Annotated in this window: 6 protein-coding genes; 4 read left to right on the top strand and 2 right to left on the bottom strand. The window is 26.5% G+C overall.

Translation table 4 applies throughout. The annotated features are described in order from the left end of the window. Positions 1-157 precede the first annotated feature (157 nt). The 3 genes from T386_RS0101655 (at position 158) to T386_RS0101645 (ending at position 11,557) form a co-directional block, all read left to right on the top strand. Positions 158-8,209 (top strand): ABC transporter permease, encoded by an 8,052-nt coding sequence (locus T386_RS0101655; RefSeq protein ID WP_029513444.1) that lies wholly within the window; start codon positions 158-160, stop codon positions 8,207-8,209. A 1-nt stretch (position 8,210) separates the two neighbouring features. Continuing rightward, the gene (locus tag T386_RS0101650) at positions 8,211-9,215 is read left to right on the top strand and encodes an ABC transporter ATP-binding protein (RefSeq protein ID WP_036459893.1); all 1,005 of its coding nucleotides are present in this window, start codon (positions 8,211-8,213) and stop codon (positions 9,213-9,215) included. 128 nt (positions 9,216-9,343) lie between these two features. Next, complete coding sequence (locus T386_RS0101645; protein WP_029513442.1) at positions 9,344-11,557, top strand: lipoprotein 17-related variable surface protein; 2,214 nt, start codon at positions 9,344-9,346, stop codon at positions 11,555-11,557. A gap of 30 nt (positions 11,558-11,587) precedes the next feature. Here T386_RS0101645 and T386_RS0101640 read toward each other — a convergent pair whose 3' ends face one another. Together T386_RS0101640 and T386_RS0101635 are read right to left on the bottom strand one after the other, a co-directional pair. Next, the gene (locus T386_RS0101640) at positions 11,588-13,405 is read right to left on the bottom strand and encodes an aminotransferase class I/II-fold pyridoxal phosphate-dependent enzyme (protein ID WP_029513441.1); all 1,818 of its coding nucleotides are present in this window, start codon (positions 13,403-13,405) and stop codon (positions 11,588-11,590) included. A gap of 24 nt (positions 13,406-13,429) precedes the next feature. Continuing rightward, positions 13,430-14,476, bottom strand: coding sequence for a DUF1015 family protein (locus tag T386_RS0101635; RefSeq protein ID WP_029513440.1), 1,047 nt, complete (start codon positions 14,474-14,476; stop codon positions 13,430-13,432). A gap of 301 nt (positions 14,477-14,777) precedes the next feature. On the opposite strand from T386_RS0101635, the gene mgtA reads away from it, so the two are divergent. Further along, the gene (mgtA, locus tag T386_RS0101630; protein ID WP_029513439.1) at positions 14,778-17,480 is read left to right on the top strand and encodes a magnesium-translocating P-type ATPase; all 2,703 of its coding nucleotides are present in this window, start codon (positions 14,778-14,780) and stop codon (positions 17,478-17,480) included. The last annotated feature ends 350 nt before the right edge of the window (positions 17,481-17,830 follow it).

Here is a 17,830-nt window from a genome sequence, read left to right as displayed (position 1 = left end):
TATAGTGAAATAAGGAAAATGTTATTTTTTATTTACATACCATTTTTCACCATATATTTATATTAGGTGTTATGAATCTTATGGTTAAAAACTTTTAGCATATATTAGCAATTTATACTATATAATAAACGCATTAATTTAGTAAATGAGGTTAAGAATGTGAAGATTATTTAAAGAAGTCTTTAAGTCCTTAGCAAAAAATAAAGTAATGGTAATAGGTTTAAGCATTCTTATTTTTCTTACATCTATGATATTTACTTTATTATCAACTTTAAGAACATCAATTGTTTCGGGTTTTAATAATTATAAAAATGTTTCTAAAAAACATGATATTTCAGTAGATCTTAATTTGCCTAGTCAGGGAACATCGTATAATCAAGGATATTTTGTTAATGGCGAAGTTTTGGATGCTAATTCAAGAAGTTATAAACCTATTGAGTATTACATAAAAAATGCTACTGGCGAATATTCAGATATAAATGAAAATATTTTATATTTACAAAATGATAAATATATAAATTTAAGCAATCTAACAGACAAAGATACTGGCAATGAAATTATTGCTAATTCAAAAGATTATTTTATTAAAAGAGAAGATTTAGAAACTTTATATACAATTTATAACACAGATAAAAGAAACGCAAATGTTGAATTTAATCTAGGCAATAATGAATCAGATGCTAATAATGCTTTTTTTACAATTAAAAATAAACCAACATTTTTTAAAATTTATAAAAAAGATAATGATGCGATTAAAGAATTAACTAAGAAAGTTTCACTTGATGCTAATTCGATGCTTTCATTTGAAAAACCTTTAAAAATATCGGACTTGATGTTAGTTAAAAAAGGCCTTGATGAAAAAGAACCTGAATCAATTTATGCACTACAAGCAGTTCCATTATTTATAAATGTAATTGAAAAGAAAATTACTAATAATTATGAACTTGGTATGTCTTGAGTTAATAATAACGTTGGTATTTCAATATCTCCAAGTGAATGGTTAAAGGCTTTTGGTTTTGAAAAAGTCCCCAACAATGATTTTGTTTTTAAACAAAAAAACAAATCAATTGACCTTAGTCAATTTATAGATTATCCTAATGGAAGTTTTGAAATAATTAATGACTTTTTAACTTTAAAAGCAGCATGAAAATTAGGTGATTTTTACAGCCAACCTGTTGAAGTTTTTCCCAGCATTACTATTGAATTCAAAACTAATCAAAAAATAGCTATTGATAAAAATTTATTAGCAAATAAACGTCAGCAAATAGTTTTTGAAAGATGAAATTATCACTCAACATTTGTTGGGCAATATAAATCATTATGAACTGGCGCATTTCATACTTTTATGAGCCAATTAGAAGACGATGCTAAGCAATTAAATTCATCTGCTTATAAAAAATGAAAAGAGCTATTAGAGTTTTCTAATTGAGAAAAATCAACTAGAACACGCATTAAACCATTTGATTTAGTTAAATATAAAGAAAAAAGTACTAAATTTAATACACCGATAGATATTAATGATTTAGATCAATTTATATATACATCTGATAAAGAAAATAGAACAAATATCCCTAATGGAAAAGAATATAAAATCAATAAAGACAACTGACTAAGAATAGTTGATATTGAGCATTTTTTAGATAGCTCATTAACAAAAGATGAAAAAATTAACATTTTAAATGATCGCGAAATAAAAAATAAAATGTTTAATTTCATAAAGCAAGAAGCTTATGAAGTAACTAAAAATCTTATTATTTCAAAAGTTAAAAATATTGTTAATGGCGAACAAAATTTAGGTTTAAGGAAAACAATTACTGTTGATGGTATTAATTCAGAAACAGGAAAACAAAACATTTTTCATTTCATCAATATTGGAGATCAAAACAATACTGTTGACGGCGTTAAATTAAATGTAGGTAAGTTATATAACGAGAAATTTAAACCATCTGCTATAGTACCAACAGCACAAAATGATCAGTCAATATATAAGCAAAACCAAATACCACCATATATTGCTTCATTGCTAATACAATCTATTGGAAGAAATTTATTTCCGAATCCAAATTATATTCAACCAATATATGAATTTAGTAAAGTTATGGACTTCAATCCTAAAACAAAAGACATAAAGTATGAAGATTCAAAAATTATTTTGCTTAATAAATATTTAATTACAAACGACAATAAATATATTGATAATGAAAAGTTAAAAAACAGCTATAAGACTTTAAATTTAGGAATCACATTTAGAGGAAACAACTTTAAATTAGTGTCTTTGGTCAATGAAAACGGAAAGTTAATTTGAAAAACAGTTTATGCTGATGGAATGGACTTTGCTGGTTTCGATAAAGGTTTATTGACAAGCTGATTAATAAAAAACAACTTGACAATAGCAACTCAATTTATCAAAACTAATAATATTGGTTGAGTAAAAAATGATCCATCATTAGCAAATATTTACTATATCCCATTACAATATTTATCACCAAAAGCAGGTTTACTTAACAATATTTTAGTCTCAGGTAAAGTTGACTATTTAGCTGATGCTATTGAAAATCAATTATTGAATTCAAATTTAGTTAAAGATAAATTTATCTCACTTGAAAGTGTGTTTCAAATAAGCAAAGCACTTAAAAAAGTGTTAAATGATAATAATTTTGTCAATGTTTTTACTTCTGGAAAAATTAACAATGAAATATTGCCTAAGATAGGTTTTGATTTAGTTTATGAACTAAGCAATAATCAAGAAAACGATGGTCTCAAATCTATCTTAATAAGTATTTTTGAAAGAATAAAAGCAAAAATAGGTGAATATAGCGCTGATTTGAATGAGCAAAAAAAATATTTAGCTAATGAAGTTCAAAATATTTATGAATTTTTAAAACAATTTATTAATGTTGATTTAAACAAATATTTTAGTGCTGATGATTTAGTTAATTTATCATATGATCCTAAAAAAGTTATTTTAGCTATTCAAAATATAGTTACAAGTATTGATTTAAATAAGTTTAGTTCTCTATCACATGATTGATATAAAAATCAATGAAAGAAAGTTATAGAAAAAGATGGAGAAAAATATACAACCAAATTAAGCTCAGGGTTAATTATTAATTGACTATTTAAATCAATAGACCAAAAAATGCTTAAAAAAGGGTTAGAAATATTAATTAATAATCTTGATATGTCTAAAACATTAGACTTAGATAATAATCAAAGTGTATTATCTAAGTTATTAATTAAAACCCTGCCTTTTTTGAGAGATTCATTAAAACCTATTCTTAAAAAAATAAATAGTGATGGCAATTATCAAGAATTTAAATCTGGTTTAATTAGTATTATTAATAACATTGACTTTAAAGTTTTATCGCAGTACATAGAAAACCATATGAAGGTTGAATACTTAGAATACAAAAAATCTTTTTATGATTATGAAAGCAACAGTGAAAAAGTTTTAAAAGAAAAAGTAATGTTAAAAACAATCAGCCCAAAAGATGGAATGATGGCCCTTATACACGGACTATTTTATAATCTTGGAACTAGCCGCGAATTTAAAAATAATCTTGTTAAGATGTTTAATTTATCGGATAAAACAGTCGAAAAAGAAATAGAGATTAATGGTATTAAACGAAAAATTATTTTGCCTGATAAAGATGATGATAAATTAAGTTTTTATGATTTTCTAAGCCTATTCACTTCTGGGTTAGAATCCTCTGAATGAACTGAATTTTTTAATTATAAAATTGAGCAGGAAGTATCACATGCATTAGCAAATATTCAAGAATTAATGAATAAAAATAATAGCTCTACTATTGAGATTTTGAAATTAAATTCTTCAACTCAAAAAACATTAATAAAATTCAATTTAGTTAAAGGCAAAACGCAAATAGGACAACTTGAAATTCAAAAACTATTAGATATTCAAAAATTTATTTATCAAACTACTGGCGGAACTTCAAGATTGTTGGAATCAAAAAACAAAACAGGTGCAGATTTAATTTCAGATTTATATCATGATAATAATGGTGACGCAACTTGATTAGCTATTAAGAAGTTGTTAACCAGTTTTATGACTTTAAATATTAAAAACAAATATTCATTAGGGGCTCAGGCTTTTGATCTATATTTGCCATGGATTAATATTCTTTCTTATAATAAAGATGTTACACAAAATGAGGCAAATAAGTTTTTAAATGACCTTTTAAAAGTAAGTATTGATGACGAGATTTTAGAAAAAATTAATGTTTTAGCTACTGATGAAAATTTACCGCTTTATGAGAAAACAGGTTTTGGGATTTCAAAAGCGTTACATCATTATGAATTAATTGATATCTTTGATTATGATGGCTCAAAATTTATTAATAAAGAAATAGAAAAAGTAGCAAACGATAATCCAAAATTTAAAAAATATTTAATTGACCAAAAAGCCCAATTAATAGAACTATTCGGTTTAATTGGTGCTAGTGCTAAATATTCTAAATCAGACAAATATCCTCATGGAATTTATCATTTTATTATTTCTAAATTTTTCAGTGATTATTTATCTACAAAAGATTTTTGAAATATAAAAGAAGCAGCCCAATGAATAACATACAAAATGCAAGTTAATTTTCCAGTGGAATTGTTTGGGTTATCTAGAGTTCTTATTAATCCAGTACTAAGAGCTGTCTTTCCACAAGTTACTATGTCATTTATTTCAGTTGAAAAAACAAAATTAAGCAGATACAACGGGAACCTTGCTTATATAGTAATGGAAAAAATTGGTAATATAGAAGAAATTATTAGACAACGAGGCAGTGATCTTGAAAAATACTTTGAGATTTTGTGAAGGGATATTGATACATCATCAGTACCAATCGATTTTAATGAAGAAAATGTTTTAGTATTAGACGGTGCTAAAAATAACAAAATATTTGCTCCAAACAAAAAAGCTTCAATTTTTGGTTTAAATTTATTCAGTTTTATAAACAATATCATGGATGCTATTGTTGAGCCCAAGGAAATGAAAGATATCGTTTTCAACGATATTAATAGTTATTTTGTAAAAGTTAATTATGCATATTTAGCTAAAAATAATAAGGCCATATATAATGGAAAAATTCCTCAAAACAGCATTGAGATGGAAGCAATGTTAAATACTATTGAAAGCAAATATGTTTTAGATGTTAATGGTATTAAATTCTTAATAATCGGTGAAGATACTACAATTGATTATATTTATCCTGTTATTGATGAAAACAATCTACAAGTGAATACTGAAAATCAAGCACTTGTTTATGTTAATAATTATGGTTTTTCAAGAATTGCAGCTGCCTACCAAGGTAATGTCATAAAGAAAAACCTATTAGTAGCTAATGGTTCAAATTTATCTAATAAAGAACTTAAAGAAGCAATATCTAATATTGTTAGCAGTTCTATTAGCGATGCAAATAAATTACAAAGAGTGTTCTTATATAATGAAATAGATCCTATTAATCCTGAAAGGGCTTTAAGATTATCTACTATTGAAGGCATGATTCAAGCGATTTCATCAGCTACTATAATTTTAATGACAGTATTTATTGTTATGGTTGCTATTGCTATTATCTTTGTTATTAGAAGATATATTGCTAATAAAGCAAAAGTGTTTGGTATTTTATTAGCGCAAGGATATAGACCTATTGAAGTCGCTCTATCATTAATTGTATTTGCTATTGTGACATCATTAATTGGTGGTATTTTAGGTTATGCAGTAGGGTTCAGAAGTCAGTTGTTATTGCAAAATGTTTTTTCTGCTTATTGAACCCTGCCTAAAACCAGTGTATCCTTTGACTTTTTTGCTCTATTTTTTACTGTGTTTATACCATTTATTGGCATGAGTTTGTTAATTATAGTTGTGGCGTTAATTTCTTTAAGAAAAAAACCAAATGAACTTATTACAGGTGTTAATGAAGCACCAAAAGGTAAATGGTTTAATATTCTTAAAAGAAAATTTATTAACAAAAAGAATATAAAGAAACGTTTTTCATTTACATTGGCTTATAATGGTTTTTGAAAATTAACATCTTTCGGTGCTAGCGTTTTGCTGACATCAGTTGCAACGATGTTTGGTTTAGCTAGTCATAATACATTTAATAATACAATTGATAAAACTTATGAAAACAGAAATTATAAGTTTAAAGTTGATTTAGTAAGTCCAACCGAAGAGGGTGGTTATTATTCTACATATAGTCTAAATGATCTAAAAAATCTTATTTACACACCTATTGGGAATTTAGCTGAAGGCAATAGAGAAGTTGGTGATTATTTTAAACCTGGAAAATCAAGCATTATAAACCCTGATAATAGAGTTAATGGTGCGCCCAATGTAAATGACTCACATGTGCTATCACAATTTGGTGTTAATGTATCAGTAGCTGCTGGTGTAGCGGCTGATCCATGATTAGTTGCTTATAATGGTATGCCTGATAGTCAAAAAGCTAAAATTGATAAATTACGTGATTTAGTTGGATATCAATTAGAATGGTCGCAAAGTTTAGATGATAATGGCGAATTTATTACTGATGCTAACAAGCCAATTTTAGAAGTTGATAATAAAGGTTTTATGTGATATAAAGATTCGCATGGTAAAAAATATGACTTTTTCAAATATTATAAATCGCCGCATGATAAGCAAGGAAGCTTCAAAATAGCCAAATGAGATGAAGCAAACAATGAATATGTTATGCAAAACATTAAAACAGGGGAAAATGGCGGTCGTGATAAATATAGAGACTTTATTGTTAGAGCATATAAAAAAATAAACATTATTGCGCAGCGCCATGAAAGAGCTATATTAAATAAACAGAAAATAATTAATCCTATAAAAAGATGAAAGAAAACTGAAAGCAGTTCTAATTATTGAATTATTGATAAATCGGATCTTGACAGGCAGTGGGTAAACGATTACTTTATTAGTTTTGGTGGTGTATTGCTTGATAAAGCTTATGATGAGACATATACATACTTAGATACTACTTATAATAATTCATCGTTTAAAATTTATGGTTATAAAAAACCAAAAAATAATGATGATGCAATGGTTAAATTAAAAGGAAAAGATCAAGAAAATTTATATGACCTATTATATAGTTTCAAAGTCAAAGATAATATTTATCCATTGGTAGTTAATGAGGTATTTAGTAAACGATATAAGCTTTATAAAGGCGATATTGTTGAGTTTAAAGTTAATAATAGAATGGATAGATATAAAGTTAAGTTATTAACAGAAATTTATTCTAATAATCCTATAAAACAGAAGGAAATAGTTGAAAAGTTCAATAATAATTCGAGAGCTATATTTAAAATTGTTGGATACAATCCTACTTATATAAACAATGAGTTAATTACAACTTATGATGCTGCAAATAAATTAGTTGGCTTTGCTGATAAAAATGCTTTTAATGGTGTTATGACTAAAAGAAATAGACCTATTCAGGTAACCGATTCAACATCACTTTATTCAATGAGTGGTTACTGGTCTGGCCTCGATGGTTTTGATATTAGCTCATTTGATAGTGGAACAATTAAGAGAATGTTTGATCAAATTTTCGATATAAAAAATGGGGTTTTGAGCAAACAACATAAGTTAAGTGCTATTGAAATTGCTAAATTTCTAGATCCAAAAGCTGAATCATATTCTGCTTCACTTTATAATAATGCTAAATTATCGGCCAAAGATCATATTGAGAGATTCAGTAAGATATATCAAAATAAATTATATGTTGCATTGAGTTTATCTATTGATTCAAAAGACATAGAAGTAGGTTTCACACAACAAATTAGTTCAACAATTGAGAATATAAGTATATTTATAATTACTATAAGCTTTATTATTTCCTTAGTTATTTTGATAATTATGGCTTCGATTATGGTTAGCGAGAATGAAAGAAATATAGCAATTTGATCTATATTAGGTTATTCACAAAAAGAAAAGTTGAAAATGTTTTTCGGAGCCTTCTTGCCATTTTTATTTGGTGCTTTATTGTTTGCTATTCCAATTGTATTTTTAATGATATATACCTTTAATACATTTTTATTATCATCAGCATCAATAGCATTAATCTTGACATTGAAATGATGACATGTCATATTGACATTCTTCTTATTATTTGGAATATTTATAATTACATCATTATCAGTTTGAGTAAGTATAAATAAAATGAAACCTGTTGATTTATTAAAAGGAAAATAGTATGAAAAAGCAAAGCAAAAAAAATTCCGTTGTTGAAAAAAACAAGAGTCTCGACACCAATATTCATTCAATTGCTGAGGCAGAAAAAATTATTGATGAGAATATTCAAGTACTTGAAATTAGTAAAAATATAAAAATAAATAAGGACAATGTTTTCGATGTTATAAATCAACAAACAGATAGAAAAAATATTCAAGTTCCCAAAAAAATTAGCAGGATTATTAAGAAAATTAATAGAACTAAACGCAAAAAAGATGAATTTTATGATATTAAAAATGAAGGCGACAAAATAATTGAAGTTCAAAATGTGACTAAATATTATGTTACTGATAACATCATCACCAGAGTTTTAAAAAATGTGTCAATGGATGTCCGTAAAGGCGAAATGATATTGATTTATGGTGTTTCTGGCGGCGGCAAAAGTACACTATTAAATTTAATTAGTGGGCTTGATAGACCAACAAAAGGAAATGTTATTATTTGCGATGAAAATTTAGCATATATGTCTAATAGACAATTAACTCAATTTAGAAGAAAACATGTAAGTTTTATTTTTCAAAATTACAATCTTTTAGCTAATTTAAATGCTTTTGATAATGTTGAAACTGGTAATTATTTACAAAAAGATGAATCTAAAAAAGTTGATATTATAGAATTATTTAAGAAATTTGAAATTGAAGAAGAGATGCAAAAATTCCCATCTCAACTATCTGGTGGACAGCAACAGAGAGTTTCAATTATGAGAGCTTTAGCTAAAAATTCAGAAATCATTTTTGCTGATGAACCAACAGGTGCTCTTGATGAACAAACAACAAAAATTGTTTTAAACTTTTTATATGAAGTTAATAAACAAAAAGGTACAACTGTTGTAATGGTCTCACACAATCCAGTTATGGCGGCTATGGCTGATAGAGTTGTTTATGTTGTCCAAGGGCAAATAGAAAAAGTTGTAATCAATGAAAAACCAGTTCATCCTAACGAAATAAATCTTTTTAAAGAAAAATAAATTTATGCTGCAAAATTTCTCATTATTGGAGGGATTTTTGTTTTATTTGTTGGCATAAAATTACATAGCAAGGCACAACTCAGTATAAAAGAGTATAATTTGGCCGAATTAATTACAAGGAGAAAATAATGCAAGGAAACAGATTGAAAAAATCATTGATTTTTGCACTTCCTGCTGTTTTAATTACAACAACAGCACCATTAGCAAGCATTAGTTGCGGGGGGGGGGACAAATATAGTTATTTAAATGATATTACATTTAAATTAATTAATCCTTCTATAACAACAAATAAAGAAATAGTAGATGAATTTAAAAAGAACAAACAATCTATAAAAAAATATTTAGAGATTTCTAATCCAAAAAAATATGATCTTCAAATTAATGATGTAGAGATAGTTGGCAATAGTTCTATCAAGATTCTAATTAAAACATCTCAAAATGGAAAAAATGAATACAATGCATGGACTCAACCATTAAGTGGTCTTAAAGATCCATCAAAAAAATGAGAACAAAAAGAATTAGAATGACTTTCAAAAGTTTTATTAGATCAAGTTAAAAATAATCCAAAAGATTTAATTGATTGACAAAGTAGTACAGTTAAGGATAAGTTTCCATACGATATTAATGCCGGAATGATCCACTTTAAATCATCTATCACTGAGTTAATTGCTAAAAAATCACCAAAGGTTGAATTAGTTGCCAATATTGATTCTAATTCTAAGGATGATGCTAAAGGGGCATTATCACTTTCATTGGAACTTAAAACGAAAAATAACAAACCACACAAAATATCCAAAAATAATATAACACTATCAACTGATGATGGTCTTTTATCATTAGATGATTTAACATCAAAATTAACAATAGATGACTTAGATTTACCGGAAGATATAAAAGACAAATTACCATCAAAATTTGAAGATGATATTGTTCTAAAAAAAGATTCTGATTTTAAGAAGAAATATCCGAATGTTAAACTTATTAGAGTATCAGATCCTGTTAATGAAAATGATGATGTAAATGGCATAAAAAATGTTTCATTGAAACTAGAATATAAAAATAAAAAATCATCAAAAGTTGCTAATTTATCTATAAATAAGTTCTATTCAACAAAACAGTTTGATGAGTTATGTGATAGTTTAACCCTTAATGATTTAGATATTAATATTGATTCATACTTATTACCAAGCAACTATAATGTAAGCAGTATTAAACTTAAAAAAGATTCTCCATTATTATTAAAGAATCCAAATCTTACAATCACTACAAAAGATATTACAAAAGATTATCAAGAAGGAAATTTAGACCTTGAAATTACTTTAAACGATAAAGCGAATGGTTTGATATATACTAAGAAAATTACTATATCAGGTTTTTTTAATATAAATAAATTTTCTGAAAATGATTTAGAAATTATCAATAAAGACCCATTATTGTTACCAAGTTCTTACGACATAAAAGAAATTAGACTTAAGAGAGATTCTCAATTATCGTTAAAGAATCCAAATCTTACAATTAAAACTGAACTTAATTCAGCAGACAATGAGAATGGATTTTTAAGTGTTAATATTACTTTAAATGATGATAAAAATAAATATACTGCTATTAAAAAGCTTACCATATCAGGTTTTTATAGTAGCAATAAATTTAAACAACAAATTGAAAGTTTGTCTGAAAATGACTTAAAAATACTCCCTAAAGAATTATTTCCGCCAAGACATTATAATGCGGACCTGATTAAATTAAAAGAAGATTCTCCATTATTGTTGAAAAATCCAAACATTATAATTAAAAAGATTATAAAAGAAAATGATGCTGATGCATATCGCGGCGTATTAACTATTAATGTCTTTCTTTCAGATTCAAAAAATAAGATTTTAGAACACAATAAAAAACTTAAAATATCAGGTTTTGTAAAAGAAATATGGACTGTTCAAGAACTTGATGAATTGATTGATAAACTTTTATCTATCCCCTTAATAGAAGGCCAATATATTAATGTTGTTCAATTTAGCCAGAAATATAGAGATTTACCAGAACGCTATAGTGATCTTGCTTTGGAACATAATTTTAGCTTGGGCGGTAATTATAAACATATAGTAAAATCGCGATTAAAAGCCCCATATTTGCGAGTTAAAAGCACTGATAGTTCTGTAGGCGTTAAGGTGTGATGAAATATACAAGGCAAACGGACTCTGACTGATGCTCAAAAAATTTTATATAGACTCGTGCATAGAGGACCAAAAAAAGCAACATATTCAACTAAAATTTTTCCAATATATGTAATTAAAACCGGTGAAAAAACTTGTGATGTTGATGTAAAAGCCGAAGAGGCAAATTAATAAATAAACCTGTAAGTTTATATTACAGGTTTATTTATTTTGATTAAAATATGCTCTAACCGCTTCGATAAAATAATTATTATCGGCATCATCTCTTATAGCGACACGAATTCATTGTTTTGTAGTTTTATAGATTTTAGGTGTAAGATCTTTTATAAAGATATTGCGTTCTAATAAAGCAGAGCAAAAGCTTTTTGAGATTCCTTTTAATAGTTCAATAGTAACATAATTTGCTTGTGAAGGAATTAGCCTAAATTCAGGAATTGTCTTTAATTTTTTAATGAATTTATCTCTAGAATTTTTAATTTTAACAATAGCATGTTCATAGTCTTTTTGATATTTTTCGTAAATTTGCAGATAGTATTCAGCTATTGAATTGATGTTTCATATTGATACTGATTTTTTCACCTTTGCTATAATACTTTTATTTGATGAAGCTAAAACTCCTAATCTAAGGCCGGGAATTCCATATGATTTACTTATCGATTTAATGACAACCATATATTTATATAAACCTAGATATTGGTCTGAAATTAACGAATTATTTGATTCATTAGCAAAATCAATAAAACTTTCATCATATATTAAAAAGATGTTGTTTTTTTTAGCTCATTTTATTATTTTAATAATATCTACTTTTTTAATATAGTTTCCGGTTGGATTATCAGGATTAATTAAAATTAAAACATTTAGATTTTTATCTTTATAAAAATTAATTAATGATTCAGCATCATAAGTAAAATTTTCATTATCTGGGAAGTAAGGAATTGGATTAAGTTTTTTAAAACGATTAGGATATTCTTCAAATGTTGGTCTTATAAAACCAGCATTGCCTTCAAGTGGTTCAATTACAGCTTTAATGAGTTCAGCCGCACCATTACCAACAACTATACTTTCTTTATCAACATTGAAAATTTTAGCGCAAAGATTTGAATTTATTTCAAGACCGGACGGGTACTGACTTAGTAAATCTTTAAAGTTATATTTAATTTCATCTATCATTTTTTGAGGTGGAAAATAAGGATTGACTAAATAACAAAAATCAATTAATTTTGGATATCTTCAATAACCGCCATATCTTGATTGCATTAATGTTAATTTATTCTCGCCGCTAGCAAAAATCGATTCAGCGATGTTTAAATCTTGTTCATCATCGATTTCATATCATTTAGATTTTTCATCAATAATTTTAGCTCTTAGTATTGTGTTATCGCTATTAATAATTTCAGGCAAGACATCTTCATAGTAATTATTCATTCCATTTTTATTAATGTATTTTTCAAGGTATGGAAAGTAAATATCCCTAGCAAAATTTTTGCTAAATTTATAAATATTAACGGTTTTATAATAATCATTTGCCTCATTATAAGCAAAATTGTTTTTACTAATAAATTGCGATATGGTATTGTCCTTGTTTATCTTCAAACAAGTACCATCCATTCAAGGTTCATATTTATCTACTAATGCCAAATTAGGAAATTTATCATCTAATAAATTGTCAATTATTGATTCATCAAAAATTAAATCAGATTCTAAAAGCAGGAAGTCGTCTTTAATTGCTTCCGATTTTGTAAGTAAAAAAGAATAAATATTATTTGTTTTATCGTATATAGGATTTTCAATAAATTTAATTGGTTTTTTAATTTCAAGACTTTTAACAAAATTTTGTAATTCGTCTGTTTTATAGCCAGATACTACAAAAATTTTGTTTATATCTTTCTTTTCTAAAATTCTTAATATTCTTTCAATTAAAGGTACACCATTGACGTCAACCATTGCTTTACACTTATTGTTAGTGATTTTTTTCAATCTACTACCAAGACCAGCTGCTAAGATTATTGCATTCATCTTTATATTCTCCTTTTTTTATTTTTACTTATATTTTTTAAAAACTAAAAATGATGGAAACTTCGGAACAAAGCAAGTTGATTTAGGAGGAAAAATGCCGTTGTTTAAAGCTGTATTTTTAAATTCATCAACTGATATAGGCTTTATTTCAATTAATACGTCATTATTAGACATATATTTTTTGACCTTATCCAATTCTCAATCATTAATAAAACTTATATTATCAGAATTTTGAATTCTAAAAGCAGTAGTAATGATTTGAGTATTTACTTTATAAACGTCGCTATTTCAAAGCATTTCTTCTTTATTTTCTTTTAAACCAACAATGAAAGATTGGTTTTGATAGGTGATTTTAATTTGATTTTTCTTTCAATTCTTATTTTCTTTGATAGATAAAAATCTGTGTATAAAGTTTTTAGCAATTTCAAAGTTCGTTGCATCTACATTTTTTAGCATTCTATGTATAGGTAAGATACATACTTGATCGAATGACATAAAACAACCAAAAACAGTTGGTTTTCAATTAAAAAAAGAATTGACGTATAGTCTATGATGGCCATCTGCTACATACATTTGAGAAATATCTTCAAAATTTTTTAATATTTGTTTAGCGCTGTCTTTATTGAAGGCATATATTTCAATATCATTGTTATATGAATATTTTTTAAAATAAAGTTTATTTTCAATAAATGATAAGAGATCAATATTTTTGTCATATAGAATAAAAACAGGGTTTGCTTCTGTGTTATATAAATTTAAATTGCTTGCCATTCCTTGAATAATGTTTGGATAAATTAATTCATGGCTTTTTATATTGTTTTCTCTATATTCATTTATGTCTAGATCTGCTAATATCCCATAAGAATTATTGTTTTTAAAAATATATAATGTATCAATATTTTTTTCAATAGGTTCGGAATTTAGTTCACTTTTCTTTTCTTCTGAAAGAAAAAGGGTTCTAAAATCAAAAGCAATTTTATTGTTTTTTATATATGTAAGATTAATAAAATTAGGTTCATATACATTGCCTGATACATTGACATAACTATTTTTAATAGTTGAAATTTTCATACATTTTCCTTTGTGTTGGGTTTTTCACCGGCGCGATATTAGCAAGATACACTCTTATATTTTACGGAATAACATACTTAAATCATTCTAAGATAAAGAACCTTCTTAATATCACAAATTACTCTTATTTGTAATATTAAGAAATTCATTTTATAGCTTGAAGAGAAGTATTTAATGCGAATATTTGCGCTATTTATTATAGCAAAAACATACATAATCAGCGGTGAAGTAAAATTTAAAACAGTAAAATGCTAATTTAATATAATTAAATTTAATTATATATATAAAAAAGGAGGTTAAGATGAGCAAAAAAATGAATAATAGTATTAATCGAAAACCATCGCAAGATTTAATTTGAGCATCAGAAGCTAAAAATGATGAGATATTTGATAAATATAATTCATCAATAAAAGGCATTTCTGATGATAATCAAATTGAGATAAATAAAGAACAACATGGAATTAATGTAATTAGTAAAAAAGGCAAAAATGTTGTTCTTAAAAGAATTGTAGATGCTTTCTTTAACCCCTTTTCAATCATTTTGATAATTCTATCTTTAATATCATTAGCTGTTGATGTGATTTTACCTATAATTAAATCTGAAAAACCAGAGCCAGCCACAATAATTATTATTTTTTCAATGGTTATTATTAGTGGAATTATGCACATAGTGGAAGATATTAAAAGTAGTTCATCAGCAGCTAAATTAGTACAAATGGTGCGTACAACTACTAAAGTTGAAAGAAATGGTATTTATTATGAAATACCGCTTGAAGAAGTAGTTGCGGGCGATATTATAATTTTAGCAGCTGGTGATATTATTCCGGCTGATGTTAGAATTTTAAGTGCAAAAGACTTGTTTGTTTCGCAATCATCTTTAACTGGTGAAAGTGTGTCTATTGAAAAGTTTGCAAGTTTGGCTAATAATTATGATTATCAAAATATAACTGATAGACACAATTTGGCTTTTATGGGTTCAAATATTATTTCTGGTAGTGCTAAAGCTATTGTGATTGTTACTGGAAACAATACATATTTAGGTCAAGTCGCAAAAAAATTGAATGAAAAACAAACAAAATCAAATTTTGAAAAAAGCATTAGTTCAATTTCATGGTTGCTTTTTAAAATTATGATTACGGTAGTTCCTATTGTATTTTTAATTGCCGGACTCAAAAACTATAATAATGGTCAAAAATGATTAGAAGTACTTATGTTTGCTATTTCAGTAGGAGTAGGTTTAACACCTGAGATGTTACCTATGATTGTAACTAGCACACTCGCTAAGGGTGCAACAGTTATGTCGAAAAAGAAAACGATTGTTAAAAACCTAAATTCAATCCAAAATTTTGGAGCCATGGATGTTTTTTGTACTGATAAAACAGGGACACTGACACTTGATAAAGTAGTATTAGAAATGCACCTTGATGTATTAGGACATGAAAATCATAAAGTCTTACGTTATGGTTTTTTAAATAGTTATTATCAAACAGGGCTAAAGAATTTACTTGATTTGTCAATTATTAGTAAAACCGAAGAACTTAGTGATATACATGAAGATTTAAGAAATTTAGATACGGTGTATGAAAAAATCGATGAAATTCCATTTGATTTCAATCGTAAAAGAATGAGTGTCTTGGTTAAAAACATTTCAAAAAACGGAAGAATTGAGATGGTTACAAAAGGTGCTGTCGAAGAAATTTTATCTGTTTGCAACACATTAGAATTAGATGGCAAAGTTACCGAACTAAATGAGCAAATGATTTCAAAAGTTATTAAACAAGTTGACAAACTTAATGATCAAGGTTTAAGAGTTATTGCTGTGGCTAGAAAAAATAACCCAAATAAAGTTGGAGCATTTAATGTTAGTGATGAAAGTGATATGACCCTAATTGGTTATTTAGCTTTTCTTGATCCACCAAAAGAATCAACAGCTTCTGCTATTAAGAATTTATATAATCACGGTGTTGAAGTGAAAATTTTAACTGGCGATAATGCCAGGGTTACAAAAGCAATTTGTCAAAAAGTAGGTATGCAAACAGAAGGTATTATTTTAGGTAAAGATATAATAGATCTAAACCAAGATGAGCTTTTGAAAGTGGTTGAAGAACACAATATTTTTGCAAAGTTAAGTCCAGATCAAAAAGCTAGAATAATAGAAGCATTAAGACAAAACGGACATGTTGTTGGCTATATGGGTGACGGAATTAATGATGCGCCAGCTATGAAAGCTGCTGATGTCTCTATTTCGGTTGATACAGCAGTCGATATTGCCAAAGAAAGTGCCAACATAATACTTTTAGAGAAAGATTTAAATGTATTAGCTACTGGTATCATTGAAGGTAGAAAAACATATGCTAATATGAATAAATATATAAAAATGACCATTAGTAGTAATTTTGGAAACATTTTCAGTATTTTAATAGCAGCAATTATTCTGCCATTTGTTCCGTTGATTGCTACTCAAATTTTATTTATGAATCTTATTTATGATATAGCATGCGGAACGATTCCATGAGATAAAGTAGATGAAAAATTTATAATGAAACCGCGACAATTTAATACGAAAAGTATTATTAGGTTTATGGCTTTTTTTGGGCCAACTAGTTCAATTGTTGATATATTATCATTTATATTATTACATTGATTATTTATACCTAAGTTATATCCAAATTTATCACCAAATTCAGCTGAGTGAGCATCATTATTTCAAACAGGTTGATTTGTTATATCTATGTGAACCCAAAGTTTAGTAATACATTTTATAAGAACTGAAAAAATTCCATTCATTCAATCTAGACCAGCGTGAATTTTGTTATTTACATCTATTGTGGGAATTGTCTTAATTACAGTTTCACCATATATACCTGGATTAAATAATTTATTAAACTTAACAGCTCTTAATCCATGATTTTACTTACTATTAATATCATTAGTTTCCTTATATATATCACTCATTTTAATAGTTAGAATAATATATAGAAAACGGTATCACGAAATTTTATAAAACACTATAAAACAGTATTTTATTAAAAAAACAAGAGCCTAATGTGCTCTTATTTTTATAAAAAAATTGCCATTATAACAAGCAATTTTAAAGATGATTTTTTAATCAAATGGTCCCCAAGACAGGACTTGAACCTGCACGGATCTCCTGAGTTTCCGAGTTGCAGAAGCAAAAAATAACATTTAGTCCTTATTTATAGTCTAATAAGGAAAAAATGTTATTTTTATTTACATACCATATTTATTATTCTTCTATATGTTTCAAAATTAGTTAAGTTTGTTTTGTTTTCTTGATCATTAATATATATTTTTTCAACTAAGGTGTCGTTTGAATATTTTCAAATGGCTATT

The sequence above is a fragment of the Mycoplasmopsis primatum ATCC 25948 genome, assembly GCF_000702785.1.
In the GTDB taxonomy this organism is placed as follows: Bacteria; Bacillota_I; Bacilli_A; order Mycoplasmatales; family Metamycoplasmataceae; genus Mycoplasmopsis; species Mycoplasmopsis primatum.
This window is presented reverse-complemented; position numbering and strand designations above follow the sequence as displayed.